The 16,870-nt window shown below is 64.1% G+C and carries 14 protein-coding genes and 1 pseudogene; 7 read left to right on the top strand and 8 right to left on the bottom strand.

From position 1 onward, the window contains the following. Window positions 1-164: 164 nt before the first annotated feature. Window positions 165-2,006, bottom strand: coding sequence for a serine hydrolase (locus tag ACSHT2_RS05845; RefSeq protein WP_440640753.1), 1,842 nt, complete (start codon window positions 2,004-2,006; stop codon window positions 165-167). A gap of 386 nt (window positions 2,007-2,392) precedes the next feature. Between ACSHT2_RS05845 and ACSHT2_RS05840 the strand changes: the two genes are divergently transcribed. Continuing rightward, window positions 2,393-2,731, top strand: coding sequence for a phasin family protein (locus ACSHT2_RS05840; protein WP_011087913.1), 339 nt, complete (start codon window positions 2,393-2,395; stop codon window positions 2,729-2,731). Window positions 2,732-2,807: 76 nt separating this feature from the next. Here ACSHT2_RS05840 and ACSHT2_RS05835 read toward each other — a convergent pair whose 3' ends face one another. After that, window positions 2,808-4,463: a pilus assembly protein TadG-related protein gene (locus ACSHT2_RS05835; RefSeq protein ID WP_440640752.1), complete on the bottom strand. Its 1,656-nt coding sequence runs from the start codon at window positions 4,461-4,463 to the stop codon at window positions 2,808-2,810. A 482-nt stretch (window positions 4,464-4,945) separates the two neighbouring features. Here ACSHT2_RS05835 and clpS point away from each other — a divergent pair, with 482 nt between their 5' ends. Both clpS and clpA read left to right on the top strand, forming a co-directional pair. Beyond that, the gene (clpS, locus tag ACSHT2_RS05830; protein WP_028135886.1) at window positions 4,946-5,278 is read left to right on the top strand and encodes an ATP-dependent Clp protease adapter ClpS; all 333 of its coding nucleotides are present in this window, start codon (window positions 4,946-4,948) and stop codon (window positions 5,276-5,278) included. Between the two features lie 291 nt (window positions 5,279-5,569). Continuing rightward, window positions 5,570-7,978 (top strand): ATP-dependent Clp protease ATP-binding subunit ClpA, encoded by a 2,409-nt coding sequence (gene clpA, locus ACSHT2_RS05825; protein ID WP_194393499.1) that lies wholly within the window; start codon window positions 5,570-5,572, stop codon window positions 7,976-7,978. Window positions 7,979-8,049: 71 nt separating this feature from the next. Here clpA and ACSHT2_RS05820 read toward each other — a convergent pair whose 3' ends face one another. From ACSHT2_RS05820 to ACSHT2_RS05800, 5 genes are all read right to left on the bottom strand, one after another. Beyond that, a complete protein-coding gene (locus ACSHT2_RS05820; RefSeq protein WP_440640751.1) occupies window positions 8,050-8,499 on the bottom strand; it encodes a PEGA domain-containing protein in 450 nt (149 codons plus the stop codon). 128 nt (window positions 8,500-8,627) lie between these two features. After that, on the bottom strand, window positions 8,628-10,049 hold the full coding sequence (locus tag ACSHT2_RS05815) for an MFS transporter (RefSeq protein WP_440640750.1): 1,422 nt from the start codon (window positions 10,047-10,049) through the stop codon (window positions 8,628-8,630). Between the two features lie 147 nt (window positions 10,050-10,196). Continuing rightward, a complete protein-coding gene (locus ACSHT2_RS05810) occupies window positions 10,197-10,343 on the bottom strand; it encodes a hypothetical protein (RefSeq protein WP_440643049.1) in 147 nt (48 codons plus the stop codon). Between the two features lie 105 nt (window positions 10,344-10,448). Further along, complete coding sequence (locus ACSHT2_RS05805) at window positions 10,449-11,474, bottom strand: aldo/keto reductase (RefSeq protein ID WP_440640749.1); 1,026 nt, start codon at window positions 11,472-11,474, stop codon at window positions 10,449-10,451. A gap of 150 nt (window positions 11,475-11,624) precedes the next feature. Then, on the bottom strand, window positions 11,625-12,581 hold the full coding sequence (locus ACSHT2_RS05800; RefSeq protein ID WP_440640748.1) for a helix-turn-helix domain-containing protein: 957 nt from the start codon (window positions 12,579-12,581) through the stop codon (window positions 11,625-11,627). A gap of 196 nt (window positions 12,582-12,777) precedes the next feature. On the opposite strand from ACSHT2_RS05800, the gene ACSHT2_RS05795 reads away from it, so the two are divergent. Next, complete coding sequence (locus tag ACSHT2_RS05795; protein ID WP_440640747.1) at window positions 12,778-13,794, top strand: carbon-nitrogen hydrolase family protein; 1,017 nt, start codon at window positions 12,778-12,780, stop codon at window positions 13,792-13,794. 25 nt (window positions 13,795-13,819) lie between these two features. On the opposite strand, the gene ACSHT2_RS05790 is transcribed toward ACSHT2_RS05795, so the two are convergent. Then, window positions 13,820-14,458 carry an HAD family hydrolase gene (locus tag ACSHT2_RS05790; RefSeq protein WP_440640746.1) on the bottom strand — a complete coding sequence of 213 codons (639 nt, stop codon included), beginning with the start codon at window positions 14,456-14,458 and terminating at the stop codon, window positions 13,820-13,822. A gap of 89 nt (window positions 14,459-14,547) precedes the next feature. Here ACSHT2_RS05790 and ACSHT2_RS05785 point away from each other — a divergent pair, with 89 nt between their 5' ends. The 3 genes and pseudogenes from ACSHT2_RS05785 to ACSHT2_RS05775 all read left to right on the top strand — a co-directional run bounded on the left by ACSHT2_RS05785 (window position 14,548) and on the right by ACSHT2_RS05775 (window position 16,842). Then, window positions 14,548-15,501 (top strand): transglycosylase SLT domain-containing protein, encoded by a 954-nt coding sequence (locus tag ACSHT2_RS05785; RefSeq protein WP_440640745.1) that lies wholly within the window; start codon window positions 14,548-14,550, stop codon window positions 15,499-15,501. Between the two features lie 254 nt (window positions 15,502-15,755). Further along, window positions 15,756-16,495 (top strand): annotated as a pseudogene (locus ACSHT2_RS05780) (AzlC family ABC transporter permease). Further along, entirely contained in the window at window positions 16,492-16,842 is a 351-nt protein-coding gene (locus tag ACSHT2_RS05775; RefSeq protein ID WP_440640744.1) for an AzlD domain-containing protein, read from the top strand. Before ACSHT2_RS05780 ends, ACSHT2_RS05775 begins: the two are co-directional and overlap by 4 nt. Window positions 16,843-16,870: the final 28 nt, after the last annotated feature.

Here is a 16,870-nt window from a genome sequence, read left to right as displayed (position 1 = left end):
ATTGTCGGCGTGGTCGATCCCTTGAGCAAAGTTTTAACCGTAAATCCTTGACGAGAGGTTGTCGTGGAGCAGCCTTGTCATGATCAGCCTCGGCATCACCGCATCCCCAAAACGAAAATGCCCGCGCAAGGCGCGGGCATTTGGTCCGGAACGGAGCAGGGAGATCAGTTGCGCACGGTGATGCAGGAGATCTCGGCGCGCTTCAAGGTGCGGCAGACGGCTTCGGCCTGGTCGCGCTCGAGCCCGGCGAAGCGGGCACGGTAGAGCTTGCGATTGTCCTTGGCGACGACCGGCTCGGTGAACGGATCGGCCTTGCTGAGCAGGCCGCGGGCCGAGCTGCGGGCAGCGTCGATCCGCTGCTGGGCTTCATTCTCGCTCTCGAGCGCGCCGACCTGGACAATCCAGCCGCTGTGAGTGACGGCCGGCTTGTTGGTGCTGCTCATCTGGATCGGCTGGGGCGCCGGGTCGGCGGACGCAAGCCTGGGACCGGCGGGGGCGGGCGCAGCGGCGGTTGCCGCCGGCAGCACCCCGAGGATGCCGTTGCCGGTGCCGAAGCCAGCCGGCTGCCGCGGCAGTTCGGTGCGGGCAATCTCGGCCTTCGGTGCTTCCGGCTGGCTGACTGCCTCGGGCCTGTTGATGAGATCCGCCCGGGCGACGACGGCGCCGGAGGTTTCCGCGACGTCGGAACGGGGCGGGATGGTGTTGGTGACCGGCGGCGCGACGTGAGCCGGGGCCGCGGAGGCGACCTTCACGGCGCCGGCCCTGACCTGAACCGTCTTGACCCGAACCGGCTTCATCGGCTCGGACGAGCCGGGGATGATGGAGAGCGGCTGGCTCGAGATCACACCATTGGTGAGCGGCGCAGGCTCGACCTTGGATTCAGTCGGGCGAACTTCAGGCTTGCTGGCTTCAGATCTGGCGTGAGCGGGCGGCATCGCGGCAGCCGCAGCGGCCAGCGTCGAAAGCCGCGAGGCGAGACGCGACGGGGCGGTTTCAGGGGCAGAGGCCTGAACCTGCGGCGCGGAGCGTGCCGGAGTATCCGAGGCGTCGGCGACGTCGGTATTGGCTTCGGCGCCGTTGCGCTCCGTGACCGCGGCGACGGTGTGGACAGTCGCGCCCTTCTCGAGGTTCTCCGCGAGCAGGTTGCGCATGATGGCGTCGCGCGAGCCTCCGCTGCGGCCGCCCAGCACCACGCCGATCAGGTGGCGGTTGCCGCGGCGGATCGAGGTGACGAGATTGAAGCCGGAGGCGCGGGTGTAGCCGGTCTTGATGCCGTCCACGCCCTCGACGCTGCCGAGCAGGTGGTTGTGGTTGCGGATCGACTGTCCCCGCCAATTGAAGGTCGAGGTCGCGAAATAGCGATAGTAGCGCGGGAAGCGCTCCTGGATGGCGCGACCGAGCGTGGCCTGGTCCCGAGCGGTCGTGACCTGCTCGTCGTTGGGAAGGCCATTGGCGTTGCGGTAGACCGTCCTGGACATGCCGAGCGAGCGCGCCTTGCGCGTCATCATCTGGGCGAAATCGTTCTCGCTGCCGGCGATCGCTTCCGCGATCACCACGGCTGCGTCGTTGGCCGAGCGGGTGACGAGGCCCTTGATCGCGTCTTCGACCCGAATGGTCTGGCCGGCACGCAGGTTCAGCTTGGTCGGATCCTGATCGGCGGCGTGCTGGGACACCGGCATCTCGGTGTCGAGCCTCATCTTGCCGGATTCGAGGCGCTCGAACAGCAGATAGAGCGTCATGATCTTCGTCAGCGAGGCCGGATGGCGGATCCCGTCGGGGCTTGTTGCCTGGAGCACCGTGCCGGAATTGCCGTCGACGATGATGGATGCGAATTTCGGGCTCGAGCTCTCGGACACATCGCGCTGGACGCGGTGATGCGCATGGTGGCGGCGATGGCGCCGCGCCTCCGCTGCATCGGTGGTGATAATGACTGCGATGGTGACCGTAAGAAGCCCCAAAACGCCAACCCGCGCCAAGCGCGAGGAAGACAAGTTTTTACGAAGCATGGAACCCCGTCCCCGTTTCTGACTTGATCACCGGCCCGTGAGGCGAAATTGTGCCCAATGGTCCCGGGATCATTACCTGCTCAGGCTGTCCCTCCGCCGGTGGTTGCCGCGGGGGAAGTTGGACCCGAGCCGCTGTTCTGGCTAAGGTGATGTTCTCAAACGGCTTTGGCCGCCTGCGGAAGTGAACACGTCCAGGGAATCAAGGTAGGGGCCTGCGGTTTCCAAAAGCTTAAGAAACCCTTGCGGGAAACCCCGGGAATATCGGCGATTTGCGTCGAGTTTTGTGCGGCGCACAAGATTCTTGACTTTTTTGTGCGTTGCACTAATTTTGGGCGAAGTCAGGGAGCCGGGGCTTCCCGACACGAGCCAGGGAAAAGGATTCCGACATGTTCAAGGTTGAAGACTTTCAGAGCTACGGGAAAGAGCAGTTCGAGCAGTGCGTTGCCTCCGCGACCTCGGTGCAGCACGGCCTCCAGGCGATCGCCAGCGCCTATGGCGACTATACGAAGAAGTCGTTCGAAGACACCAAGTCCTTCGTCGAGAAGCTTTCCGGCGTGAAGTCGCTGGACAAGGCCATGGAAGCGCAGACCGATTTTGCCCGTTCCGCCTACGAGACCTTCGTTGCGGAATCGCAGAAGATCGCCGGCCTCTACAGCGACCTCGCCAAGCAGGCGTTCAAGCCGGTCGAGACCATCGTGTCGAAGTTCACCCCGGCCGCGAACTGACCCGCTCAACACGCTCCCAGAATCAAAAGCCCGGCCAGATTGGCCGGGCTTTTCGTTTGCGGGTTGCGGACGAGAATTACCTCGCGACGCGCAGCTTGGAAATCTGCGTTAGGATGTTCTTGAACGCGTCCGATGTCTGAGAGGCACTCGTGATCATTTGGAAGTTCCCATTGGTCGCGCAATCCTGCAGCACTTGAGATTTTGCGTCCGCATTGTTGATGTTGACTTGGATCGTGAAGATCGTGACCGGGTTTGCCGTGTCGGCCTTGATGTTCTGGCAGAGGATCGCCTGGCGGGCGTCGATGGCGGACTGGGAGGTGCTCCAGCGGTTCTGGGTATTCAAGCCGTCAGACAGCAGCACTATATAATCCTTGTAGATGTAGTTGCTGGCTTTGGCCGGCGCCGCGATTGGCGGGTTTGTCGTGCTGAGGGATTGCCATCCCCAGGCAAGACCAATGGCCTGGTTGGTATTGCCGCTCGGCGACATCGCCGTGATCTGATCCTTAAGCGTCTGCCACTGATTGCTCATTGGAAACACGGTGGCCGGAAGGCAACCGGACCACTGCTCGGCATAGAACTGCGAGGAGGGGCTCCCGCTGCCCGAGCCGGGGGCGGAGTTCTTGGTGTCGTAGTCCTGATCGCGATCGTTGATGCATCCGGTCCAGGTGTTGTGACCTGGCGCTGCCGCGGCCGTTGCCGCGGTGCCGTCGCCGCGCCACAGGTGGCAGATCTTGCCCGATCCGCTGCCCGTGCAGGTGCAACTCGTGCTCGACCCGCAGCTAGCGCTCGCCCCGGTGGCGGTGGTGTAGCAACCGTTGTAATAGATGCCGGACTTTCCTGAGCGCTTATTGCCGCTGTCTACGCTGGGACAGATATATCCGGCATAGGTGCCGCTCGACGGGATTGTGTTGGTACTTTTGGCGCCGCTCAAGGTCGCGGGCCGGTCCATGCAGGTAAAGCCCTGATTGTATTTCGTGAACGGGCAAGCCGATCCGGCCACGGCCGAGTTGAAGGCGCTGGATTTGTTGTTCACGAGAATCGGAGGCTCTGCCTCCCATTCAGTCCAATTGATCCATGAGGCACTGACATTGGTGGTGCCGACGTTGACGTCTTTCGAGAACGGGATGATCGAAATGTAAACGTCGCCCGTCTGCTTGTTATAGCTGGACAAAGTGTCGATCATGTCCTTGGCCGCGGCTTGCATGGCCGTCATTTTGCCGTTCTGGGCCATCGATCCCGTGTTATCCAGAACCATCGCCACCCGCATGCGGGTATTTCCCCATGCCGCAGTAGAACTCGCGTTGAATCCAAGCGTCGGGTAACCAGCAATCGTCATGAAATCCGTAGGCATGGCGCCGGATCCGGTAATCACGACGTTCGAGATTCCATTGGAGTCTTTGGGTGTGTAGGTGGCGTGGATATCCGCCGTCGACACTGTGCCGGTGCGACCAGTGTAGAGGCCAGTAAAATAGGATTTTGCCTTAGACTCGATCTCGGATTCCGAGATGATGCCGTTGGTCAGATCTTTGGAAACCATCAACGCCGCCGAATCGAGCGCAACCTGCAGCGAAGTACGTGCTTGCACTGCGCGGCTATAGTCCACCGCGGCGCCGATGAAACCCAGCACGGGCACCAGCGCGATGGCGAAGATCATGGCGATATTGCCTTGCTCGGCCGCTGCAAAGCGGGCGAGTTGTCGACCAAGGCGGCTGAGGAGGGGCAGGCGAGACATGACGATCCCCGAAATCCGTGTTTTGCCTGATTTCGGGGCACGCCATTGAACGGCAGGTAAATTGAACCGTAGAAAGCCGGAGCCATCCGCGAAAAACCGTCGCAGGCGGGTTAACGGCCGGGTTCCTGGTCAACATCTTCTAAACATGCCGAGCGGAAATTTTTGTCAAATCGGTCCGGATTGATTAACCTGACCTGGATCGCCCGGACCGGGAATCGGGACTGCCGCGGCCGCATCGGCCTGATCTCCGCATGCTTGCGGCCAGCCGTGGGCAGGCCCATATTGCTGGCGAACGGTCCGGCTTGAGCCGGATATGTCGGGAGCGGCGATCCAACAAGGCGGCGCGCCTGCGCCAGGCTCCGAAGGGCGGAGTCGCGCGGGGACCGCCATGCGCTTCCGTGGGGAATTTGAACGCCTGTGCCATGCCGCAATTGACTTCCAGTATTGACCTGTCCGCGCCATCCGCCGCCGACGCTCCTCGCATGAGCAATGACGAGAACCGTTCGGGCAGCCCCTCGGGTCCGAACACTTCGGTCATCACCAAGGTCAAGCCCAAGACCAAACGGCCGAACCTTTATCGCGTGCTGATCCTGAACGACGACTACACGCCGATGGAGTTCGTCGTCCACGTGCTGGAGAAGTTCTTCAACAAGGACGTCGAGGCGGCGACCAAGATCATGCTGCACGTCCATCATCATGGCATCGGCGAGTGCGGCGTGTTCACCTACGAGATCGCCGAGACCAAGGTGACGCAGGTGATGGATTTTGCCCGCAAGCACCAGCATCCGCTGCAATGCGTGATGGAAAAGAAGTAAGACGCCTTGCGGCGCGTTTGAAGCGGGCTCTCGCGTAAATCGCGGCGTGATTGTTGCAGTGACGGCTGCGCGCGATGTCCCGTTGCCGCCGGCAAAACTGGGGAATTCTGCGCCGGCGCCGATCCCGCCCAAATCGGAACGGGTCTTGCATCGAAAAATACCGCAGGTGTGTCACCGCCGAGTCGCGGAACCGGTCTTTCGCCGCGATCTTGTATAACTATATGTGACAAAGGTTGTTGTTGCCTGACCGGGCGATGGCGATCATGATGGTGGGGGCCATAGAGGACGCGAATGCCGACTTTTTCCCAAAGCCTTGAACAATCCCTGCATCGTGCGCTGGCGATCGCAAACGAGCGTCATCACCAATACGCGACGCTCGAGCATCTTTTGCTCTCACTGATCGACGATTCCGATGCAGCCGCCGTCATGCGCGCCTGTAGCGTCGATCTCGACAAGCTCCGCACGAGCCTCGTCAACTATCTTGAAACCGAATTCGAGAACCTGGTGACGGATGGCGCCGACGATGCCAAGCCGACCGCAGGTTTCCAGCGCGTGATCCAGCGCGCGGTGATCCATGTGCAATCCTCCGGTCGCGAAGAGGTGACCGGCGCCAACGTGTTGATCGCGATCTTCGCCGAACGCGAGAGCCATGCCGCCTACTTCCTGCAAGAGCAGGACATGACGCGCTATGACGCGGTCAACTATATCAGCCACGGCATCGCCAAGCGCCCGGGTGTGTCCGAGGCGCGTCCCGTGCGCGGCGTCGACGAGGAGACCGAGACCAAGGGCAGCGAGGACGCCAAGAAGAAGGGCGAAGCGCTCGAGACCTATTGCGTCAACCTCAACAAGAAGGCGCGCGACGGCAAGATCGATCCGGTGATCGGACGCAATTCCGAGATCAACCGCGCGATCCAGGTGCTGTGCCGGCGGCAGAAGAACAACCCTCTGTTCGTGGGCGAGGCCGGCGTCGGCAAGACCGCGATTGCGGAGGGTCTTGCCAAGCGCATCGTCGATAGCGAGGTGCCGGAGGTTCTGGCGGCCGCGACCGTGTTCTCGCTGGACATGGGCACGCTGCTCGCCGGCACGCGCTATCGCGGCGACTTCGAGGAGCGCCTGAAGCAGGTGCTGAAGGAGCTCGAGGCGCATCCCAACGCCATCCTGTTCATTGACGAGATCCACACCGTCATCGGTGCGGGCGCTACCTCGGGCGGGGCGATGGATGCTTCGAACCTGCTCAAGCCGGCACTGGCGTCGGGCACCATCCGCTGCATGGGCTCGACCACCTACAAGGAATATCGCCAGCACTTCGAGAAGGACCGCGCGCTGGTGCGGCGCTTCCAGAAGATCGACATCAACGAGCCGACGGTCGAGGACGCGATTGCGATCCTCAAGGGTCTCAAGCCGTATTTCGAAGACTACCACCGGCTGAAGTACACCAACGAGGCGATCGAGGCCGCCGTGCAGCTGTCCTCGCGCTACATTCACGACCGCAAGCTGCCCGACAAGGCGATCGACGTGATCGACGAGTCCGGCGCGGCGCAGATGCTGGTGGCCGAGAACAAGCGCAAGAAGACCATCGGCATCAAGGAGATCGAGACCACGATCGCCTCGATGGCGCGGATCCCGCCGAAGAGCGTTTCGAAGGACGATGCCGAGGTGCTCAAGCATCTCGAGCAGACCCTGAAGCGCACCGTGTTCGGCCAGGACAAGGCGATCGAGTCGCTCGCTGCTTCGATCAAGCTGGCACGTGCCGGCCTGCGCGAGCCGGAGAAGCCGATCGGCTGCTATTTGTTTTCTGGCCCGACCGGCGTCGGCAAGACCGAGGTCGCCAAGCAGCTCGCCGCATCGCTCGGCGTCGAGCTCTTGCGCTTCGACATGTCCGAATACATGGAGCGGCACACTGTGTCGCGCCTGATCGGCGCGCCTCCGGGCTATGTCGGCTTCGACCAGGGCGGCCTGCTGACCGACGGCGTCGACCAGCATCCGCATTGCGTGGTGCTGCTCGATGAGATCGAGAAGGCGCATCCCGACCTCTACAACGTGCTGCTCCAGATCATGGATCACGGCCGGCTCACCGATCACAACGGCAAGCAGGTCAACTTCCGCAACGTGATCCTGATCATGACTACGAATGCGGGTGCGTCGGACCTCGCCAAGCAGGCGTTCGGCTTCACGCGCTCGAAGCGGGAAGGCGACGACCATGAGGCGATCAACCGGCAGTTCGCGCCGGAATTCCGCAACCGTCTCGATGCCATCGTTTCGTTCGGCCATCTCAGCGTCGAGGTGATCGGCACCGTGGTCGAGAAGTTCGTGCTTCAGCTCGAAGCGCAGCTCGGCGACCGCGACGTCACCATCGAGCTGTCCGAGCCGGCCAAGACCTGGCTGGTCCAGCACGGCTACGACGAGCAGATGGGGGCGCGCCCGATGGCCCGCGTGATCCAGGAGCACATCAAGAAGCCGTTGGCCGACGAGGTGCTGTTCGGTAAGCTGAAGGGCGGCGGTCACGTCCGCGTTGTTCTCGTCAAGGACGAGGCCGACGAGACCAAGGAGAAGATCGGCTTCGAATTCGTCGAGGGGCCGGTCACGCCGAAGCAGGAGAAGCTGCCCGGTGCCCGCAAGCGTCCGCCAGGCAAGTCGAAACCGGGCGGTCCCGGCGGCTCGAAGGGGCCGACCTCCAAGGGCCCGCTGGTCAAGGCTTGATTGGCACGCCATGAATCAAAAGGCCGGCTGCAAAGCCGGCCTTTTTTTATGCGGACGCTGAGCCAGCGGTATTAAGTTCCAGCCTCCGGCGCGCGTGGCGGCCGTGGCTTTCTCGGAGTGCGCGGTGTGGCGTGCGGGGCCGACGGCTGCATCGTCACGATCACCGGATTCGGCTTGTGATCGGTGGCCGCCCCCGTTGCGGCATCGACGCCCATGCCGATGAGGCCGCCGGCCAGGAGATTGCCGGCGAACCCGGCGGCGCCGGTACCCGACACTTCCTTGGTGAGCTGCACCGTCTGGGATTGGTAGCCCTCCTTCTCGAAGGTGATCGTGATGTCCGCGCTGCGCTTGGCGACGACGGCGCAAGGAGTGGTGCAGGTGGTGGGCACTTCGAGCCCGGAGACCACAGCTTCCACGCCTGACGGTGTCGATGAAATACTGATATTCTCAGTCGTGCCGCGCGTGACCGACGCGCAGCCGCCCAGCATGACGCTGAGCGCCACAATTCCAAATGAACGCATGAAATGCCCCTTGTCCCAGCGCCAATGAAGCGCAACCGGAGCGCGAGGGCAATAGGTCACAGGTCGGGATAGTTAAGTCACGCAACAGTTGTGCACGAAAACAGAGCGGACCTCGGCGTGGGCCTGCGCTAATCGCCCCGCAGGCGCTGGTCGTCCTGGACGCGAACGTGCTCGGCGCCGCGCGCGCCCACGGGAGACAGCCGCAGCATGCTCAGCACCGCGCCGCAGAGAGCAAACCCGACTCCTGCGAGCAGCGCCAGCCTGGTGCCCTCAACCGGGTACCGTCCGAGCAGCAGCGCCACCAGCGCCGCCCCCGTGGTCTGGCCGAGCAGCCGCGCCGTGCCCAGCATCCCGCTGGCGCCGCCGGCGCGCTCGCGCGGGGCGGCTGCGATCATGGTGCGGTTATTGGGGGTCTGGAAAAGGCCGAAGCCGGCGCCGGCCAGCGCCATGCGCCAGATCACGTCGAACGGGGTCGGCGTCGCAGGCAGGAAGGCCAGCGCGGCGAGGCCGCCGGCGAACAGCGTGAGGCCGATACCGCCGAGCAGGCCCGCCGGATAGTGCTCGACGAGGCGGCCGGCAAGGGGCGCTGCGAATGCCACCGCGATCGGCCAGGGCGTGATCAAGAGCCCCATATGCACCGCCGAATAGCCGAAGCGGCTCTGGAGATAGAAGGGGATCGCGACGAAGGCCAGCATCTGTCCGCAGAACGATGCGATCGAAGTCGCAATCGACAGCGCGAACACCGGAATGCGTAACAGATCGACCGGCAAGAGCGGCGAACTCATGTGGGTTTCGCGATAGATCAGCAGCGCGCCAGCGACGATGGCGATGGCGAATTGCGCGAGGCAGGTGATGGCGGCCTCACCATGACCGACGCTGTCGACGGCGGCGATGCCGACACCGAACGTGATCGCGGACAGACCCGCGCTCTGCCAGTCAAAGGAACGGCTCGCAGGCTTGGTGTGCGGCAGGCTGCGCAGGCCGATCAGCAATGTCACCGCACCGAGGGGCACGTTGATGGCGAACAGCCAGGGCCAGCTTCCGATGGCAAGGATGCCGGCGGCGAGCGTCGGGCCGACCGCTGCCGAGAAGGCGACCACGAGCGCGTTGAGCCCGATGCCGCGGCCGAGCTGGCTGCGTGGATAGGTGAAGCGCACCAGCGCCGCATTGACGCTCATGATGCCGGCCGCGCCAAAGCCCTGGAGGATGCGCGCGGCCGTCAGCAGCGGCAGCGTGTGCGCCAGCGCGCAGAAGGCGGAGGCCAGCGTGAACAGCACCAGTCCGACCAGATAGACGCGGCGATAGCCGACGATCTCGCCGAGCGAAGCCAGCGGCAGCAGTGAGATCGTGATCGCGAGCTGATAGCCATTGACGATCCAGATCGAGAAGGCCGGACTTGCGTCGAGGTCGGCCGCGATCGTCGGCAGCGCGACGTTGGCGATGGCGCTGTCGACCACCGCCATGATGATGCCGAGCGCAATCGTCAGCACCGCCTGGTTGCGCTGCGGCTGCGGCAGGCCGTCGGCATGCTCGATCGGGGCGGACGACATGATGGAGGCGCGGTGGATTGGAGCCGTGATTCATCTCCCAATAGGAAATTGCCGGATCGACAGCAACCCGTCAGGACACCGGCAGTTCCCGTAGCGGAAGCAGATCTCCCGACGCGGCAAGCATGGGACTGGATGGCCTCCGCAGCCTCACCAGCGCGCTGTTGATTTTCCGAAGAAGTAAAGCGCAACCAGACCGAACGTCACTGCCGTGGACAAGATGAGGATGGCGCGATCCCAATCGATCCGCGGTCGCCCGGCGCGGTTGAAGCCGAGAACCATGAACAGGGCCTTCATGGCAAATCGACGCATCAGAAGCCTCGCGAGAACCGGGACAGTGCCACGGTCCACGCGTGCCGACTTGATGCAGCTCAATGCGGGTCGATACGCGCCAGCTGCCCGCTACACCGCCGGCGGATTGCGATCGGTGAAAGTCACGCGCTGGTGCCAATAGGGGTAGGGCAGCGTCACCTTGCTCGCGGCGTCGAGCTTTGCGACCTGGTCCTTGGTCAAGGACCAGCCGACCGCGCCGAGATTTTCGCGCAGCTGGGTCTCGTTGCGCGCGCCGATGATCAGCGTCGAGACGGTCGGACGCTGGAGCAGCCAGTTGAGCGCGATCTGCGAGACGCTCTTGCCCGTCTCCTTCGCGATCTCGTCGATGGCATCGACGACACGGTAGACATGCTCGTCCGGCACGGGCGGTCCGAACTCGGCCGTCTTGGGCAGCCGGCTGACTTCCGGCTTCGGCTGGCCACGCCGAATTTTTCCGGTGAGGCGTCCCCATCCCAGCGGCGACCAGACCACGGCACCCAACCCCTGGTCGAGCCCGAGCGGCATCAACTCCCATTCGTAATCGCGCCCGATCAGCGAATAGTAGGTCTGGTTGGCGACGTAGCGCGGAAAACCGTGCTTGTCGGCAACCGCAAGCGACTTCATCAGGTGCCAGCCCGAGAAATTCGAGACGCCGACATAGCGGATCTTGCCGGCGCGCACGAGCACATCGAGCGTGCCAAGCACCTCTTCGGGCGGAGTGAAGGCGTCGAAGCCGTGCAGCTGGAACAGGTCGATGTAGTCGGTGCCGAGCCGGCTCAGCGAACCATCGATGGCCGCGAGCAGATGCTGCCGCGACGAGCCGATATCGTTGGGGCCATCGCCGAAGCGGAACGTCGCCTTGGTCGAGATCAGAACCTTGTCGCGGCGGCCCTTGATGGCTTCGCCGAGCACCCGCTCGGACTCGCCGAGCGAATAGACATTCGCGGTGTCGAACATCGACACGCCGGCTTCGAGGCAGATGTCCAGAAGGCGCCGCGCTTCGGTCGCGTCGGTCGTGCCCCAAGCCGCAAGGCGGCCGACGCCGCCGAAGGTGCCGGTGCCAAGACTCAAGGCGGGCACCATGAGGCCTGACCGGCCCAAGCGTCGGTATTCCATCGATGTGCTCCCTGGCTGGCCGCCGATAGATCACTGCGGCTCGGTGGCAGAGGATAGTGCAAGCAGGCGCCGCGTCCTATCACGCGCTCACATACCGGCCTTGCTTCGGGATGGCCTGGTCGTGCAGGGGATCGCTGACTGAAAGGGATCTCAATGCCGCAACTGGCTCTGCCGGAAGTCGCGCGGCGACATTCCGAAATGCTCGCGGAAGACCCGGCCGAAATGCGAGAGGTCGTTGAAGCCCCAGCCAAACGCGATCTCGCTGATGTGGCGATGGGCGAGCACAGGCGAGGCGAGGTCGCGCCGGCATCGGGCGAGGCGTTCGGCAAGGACGTAGCGTTGGAAGGAGGTGTCCTCGTCGGCGAGAAGGTCGTTGACGTAGCGCGGCGAGATACCGAGCGCGGCCGCGGTCTCCGTGAGCGTGAGGTCGGGATCGGAGAGATGCGCGCGGATGTGCGCCTTCAATCGGTAGAGCAGGGCCGAGCGGTGGGTCGAGGACGGCAGCGAAGTCCTGCCGAGCCGCTCGCTCAGCGCCATGGCGAGCAGATCGACGGCCTGCTCCGACAGCGCGGTGGCGGTGTCCGGGGCCAGCCCGTCCGCGCTCTGGCAAAGCCGGAAGATGAAATCATAGGCGAGCCGCTCGAGCGGCGCGTCGGCGCCAAACGACATTGCAGTCAGCGTCTCGGTGCCGCCGAGCCGGCGCCGCAGCATCTCGCGCGGCACCTTGAAGATGGTCTGCGTGAAGGCATCGTTGAATTTCAGCTCATACGGGCGCGTGGTGTCATAGAGTGCGAACTCGCCGGGATGGATCACGGTCTCCCTGCCGTCCTGCACAACGCCACCGCTGCTGCGGTTGCCGAGCGCAATGAGAACAAAATCCTGGTCCGAGCGTGCGATGCGCGAGGGTGTGCGGAACACGTGCTGGCGGTCCGAGCAGACTTCGGAGCATGCGGCCTTGCCGAGCGAAGCCTGCGTGACCGAGCCGCGAAACGCGCTGCCGAGGTCGGACTTGCAGTCGAGCCCGACGAAGACGTCGCAGACGATGTCCTGCCAGAGGGCGAGCCGCCGATAGCCGGGGCTGCCGTCCGTCGTGAACTGGATTGGCATCTGGAGAGCCTCCCTTTCACATCCAGCAAAATCGCATGTTGGCGCAGATCTAGCCTGACCGGAGGCAAATCCCGTACCGGCTCGCGGCAGCGTCCAGTCGAGTTTTTGTTCCGCGGCGGTCGAGCGCCCGCCGTCTGGCTTGGCCCAATAGACTGCATCGGACATGGCTTCCGATCAACCGGCAATGGAGGCGGGAATGGGCATCGAACATCCGAAGTACAAGGTCGCGGTGGTACAGGCGGCGCCGGCCTGGCTCGACCTCGACGCCTCGATCGACAAGTCGATCGCGCTGATCAGGGAGGCTGCGGAAAAGGGCGCCAAGCTGATCGCTTTTCCCGAGGCCTTCATTCCCGGCTACCCCTGGCACATCTGGATGGACTCGCCGGCCTGGGCGATCGGCCGCGGCTTCGTGCAGCGCTATTTCGACAATTCGCTGTCCTACGACAGCCCGCAGGCCGATCGGCTGCGCGAGGCGGTGCGCAAGGCAAAGCTCACTGCCGTGATCGGTCTGTCCGAACGCGACGGCGGCAGCCTCTATCTCGCGCAATGGCTGATCGGCCCTGATGGCGAGACCATCGCAAAACGCCGCAAGCTGCGGCCGACCCATGCCGAGCGCACTGTCTATGGCGAAGGCGACGGCAGCGATCTCGCCGTGCATGCGAGGACCGACATTGGCCGCCTGGGGGCACTGTGCTGCTGGGAGCACCTCCAGCCGCTGTCGAAATACGCGATGTACGCCCAGAACGAGCAGGTCCATGTCGCGGCCTGGCCGAGCTTCTCGCTCTACGATCCGTTCGCGCCGGCGCTCGGCGCCGAGGTCAACAACGCCGCCTCGCGCGTCTATGCGGTGGAGGGCTCCTGCTTCGTGCTCGCGCCTTGCGCGACGGTGTCGCAGGCCATGATCGACGAGCTCTGCGACCGACCGGACAAGCACGCGCTGCTGCATGCCGGCGGCGGCTTTGCCGCGATCTATGGCCCCGACGGCAGCCAGATCGGCGACAGGCTGGCGCCAGACCAGGAGGGGCTGCTGATCGCCGAAATCGACCTCGGTGCCATCGGTGTCGCCAAGAACGCTGCCGATCCCGCCGGCCACTATTCACGGCCGGACGTGACGCGGCTGCTGCTCAACAAGAAGCGGTACCAGCGCGTCGAGCAGTTCGCGTTGCCGGTCGATGCCGTCGAGCCCACGGAGATCGCGGCGGCGGCGAGCTGATCGCCGCCGCGAAGACGGGCTTGCGTTACGCGAGACAGTGCCCGAGCAGTTCGGGATGTGCGGCGCAGATATGATGCGCGCCGGCGTCCCGCAACTCGGTCTCGCTGCCATAGCCATAGAGCACGCCGATTGCGGTCATCCCGTTGGTCCTGGCGCCGACCACATCGTGGCTGCGGTCGCCGATCATGATTGCGCTGTTCGCATCGACCTTGGACTCGTCGAGCGCATAGCGGAGCAGGTCGCGCTTGTCGACGCGCGTGCCGTCGAGCTCGGAGCCGAACACACGCTCGAAATACGGCTTCAGGCCGAAATGATCGACGATGCGGGTGGCGTAGACCGCGGGCTTGCTGGTTGCGACGAACATGCGCGGTGTTGTCGCGGCAAGCCTCTTGAGGGTATCCCTGATACCGGCATAGGCTTCGTTCTCGAACAGGCCAATATCGCTGAAGCGCTCGCGATAGAGCAGCAGCGCGCGATCGGCGAGTTCGTCGGTTCCGGTGAGCTTTTTTAGGCTGGCATGCAGCGGAGGGCCTATGCACCAGGTCAGTTCGTCCTCGCTCGGCACCGAAACGCCGAGCCGTTCCAGTGCATACTGGATCGAGCGGGTGATCCCGGGTTTTGGGTTGGTCAGCGTGCCGTCGAGATCAAAAAAGATTGTCACCATCAGGCGGGACCTGCGTTGATACTGTCGCCTGTTGCTAGTTGGCTGGGGTTCCAAGTCAAGGTCCGATTTATCCGATAACGTCAAATGCCATGCGAATAGCTCGGATTGTCGCCGTCCTGTCCCAGGCTCTCGTGCTGTCGCCGGCGCTCGCAGAGGAGACGCCGCCTCCCGTCGCGCCTCCGAATGCCGAGGAACCCGCGAAGCCTGCGGAGAAACCCGCGGATGCGCGTGAGAGCGATACGCGGGAGTCGATCTGCCTGATCGTGGAGGCGGCTGCGCGCGATGCCAATCTCCCACTCGAATTCTTCGCCCGGGTGATCTGGCAGGAAAGCCGCTTCCAGGCCGATGCAGTAGGCCCCATGACGCGCAATGGCGAGCACGCACAAGGGATCGCGCAGTTCATGCCAGGCACTGCAAGCGAGCGCGGACTGCTCAATCCGTTCAATCCGGTGCAGGCATTGCCGAAGTCGGCCGAGTTTTTGAACGAGCTGCGCAACCAGTTCGGCAATCTCGGCCTTGCCGCTGCCGCCTACAATGCCGGTCCCCGGCGCGTGCAGGAATGGCTCGTCGGCACCGGGCCGATGCCGGAGCAGACCCGCAACTACGTCTTCGCCATCACCGGCACGAGCGTCGACGCCTGGGCCAAGGCCGGCAGCACCGGCAAGGGACCGCCGAGTTCACCGCCGACGAGCTGCCGTGATCTGATGGCGCTGCTCAAGCGCGCGCCGAATCCGTTCGTCGCCGAGCTTGAGCAGCATGTGGAGCTTGCCGCTGCAAAGATCTGGGGGGTGCAGCTCGCAGCCGGCTTCGACCGCAACAAGGCGCTGGCGATGTATTCCAGGGCGGTCACGAAACTGAGCGCCGTGATCGGCGAGCGTGATCCGAGCCTGCTAAGCTCGGTGATGCGCAGCCGCGGCACGCGCGCCTTCTACCAGGTGCGCATTGGAGCGGATACGCGAGCCGAGGCCGATGATCTGTGCAGCCGCATCCGCAAGGCGGGCGGCGCCTGCTTCGTGCTGAAGAACCGTGGTGTGAGCGGATAGAGCGCATTCGCTCTGGCCGTCATTCCGGGGCGATGCGAAGCATCGAACTATGGTGCGCAATTGCGCACCCGAGAATCCATCGGGCCACAGAGACCGTCGCGAGATGGATTCCGGGTTCGCGCCAAGTGGCGCGCCCCGGAATGACGACGGTGGGCCTGGGCCTCGCGCATGTCAGCCCCGCCGTGCCCTTCCTTGACGCGCGCCGCCGTCTCGCGCGTTATGCAGCCAGGATTCCTCACCAGCCGAAGCTCTCCGTGGCGCTTCCTCCGCTCGATTCCCCTCAATGGCAAAGTCCGTGGCGCGCGTTTGCGTGGGGACTGCGCTCGATCACGCAGACGATCCTCACCATCGTGCTGTTCGTGACCTACCTCGGCATCGGCGCGCTCGCCCATGACACCCATTTCAGCCTGGTCTGGGCGCTCGCCTCGACGCTGTTCGTCTGGGCCGGTCCCGCGCAGATCATCCTGATCACCACGCTCGGCTCCGGCGCGACCATCATCCAGTCGGCGATTGCAGTCACGGTCAGCGCCATTCGTCTGTTTCCGATGGTCGTCTCGGTGCTGCCGCTGATGCGCACGCCGACGACGAAACGGCGCGAGCTGGTCTTCGCCGCGCATCTGACTGCGGTGACGCTGTGGGTCGAATGCCACCGCTTCCTGCCGCTTGTGCCGCGGGAGCGGCGCATCGCTTTCGTCCACGGGCTCGGCTGCGGCCTCGTTTCGGTGTGCCTCGTCGCCAACACGGTCGGCTATTTCCTCGCCGCCAATCTGACCCAGACGCTTGGAGCGGCGATCTTGCTGTTGACGCCGCTGTCCTTCCTGTTCTCGACCGCGCGCAACAGCCGCGAAATCGCCGACGTGGCGCGCTGGCGCTCGGGATCTTGCTCTACCCACTGGCCGCCAGGATGAACTCCGGCCTCGACATCCTGATCAGCGGCGTCGTGGCAGGCACGATAGCTTATGGCGTGCATTGGTTGCGGGAGGTGCGCGCATGAGTTTTGCGCAGCTCATCGGCGATTGGCAGGCGCTCGTCGTGCTGTTCGTCGCCGGCGTCGTTCCCAACCAGATATGGCGCATGCTGGGCCTGTGGTTCGGCGGCGGCATCGACGAAGGCTCCGAGCTGCTGGTCTGGGTGCGAGCGGTCGCGACCGCGATCCTGGCCGGCGTCATCGCCCAGATCGTGGTGGAGCCGCCAGGGGCGCTTGCCACCGTGCCTGACGTCCTGCGATATGGCGCGGTCGGTGCCGGGCTCGTCGTCTTCCTGCTGACCCGCCGCTCGATCTTCGCCGGCGTGATCACGGGCGAAGTCTTCATGCTGGCCGGCAAGTGGTGGTTGGGCTAAAACCGCCGGCGAACAGCAAGGAACTGAA

Origin of the sequence: Bradyrhizobium sp. PUT101 (assembly GCF_052043945.1) — a bacterium.
Classification (GTDB): Bacteria; Pseudomonadota; Alphaproteobacteria; order Rhizobiales; family Xanthobacteraceae; genus Bradyrhizobium.
Note: the sequence above shows the minus strand (reverse complement) of the source record. Positions and strands in the feature narration are given on the sequence as shown.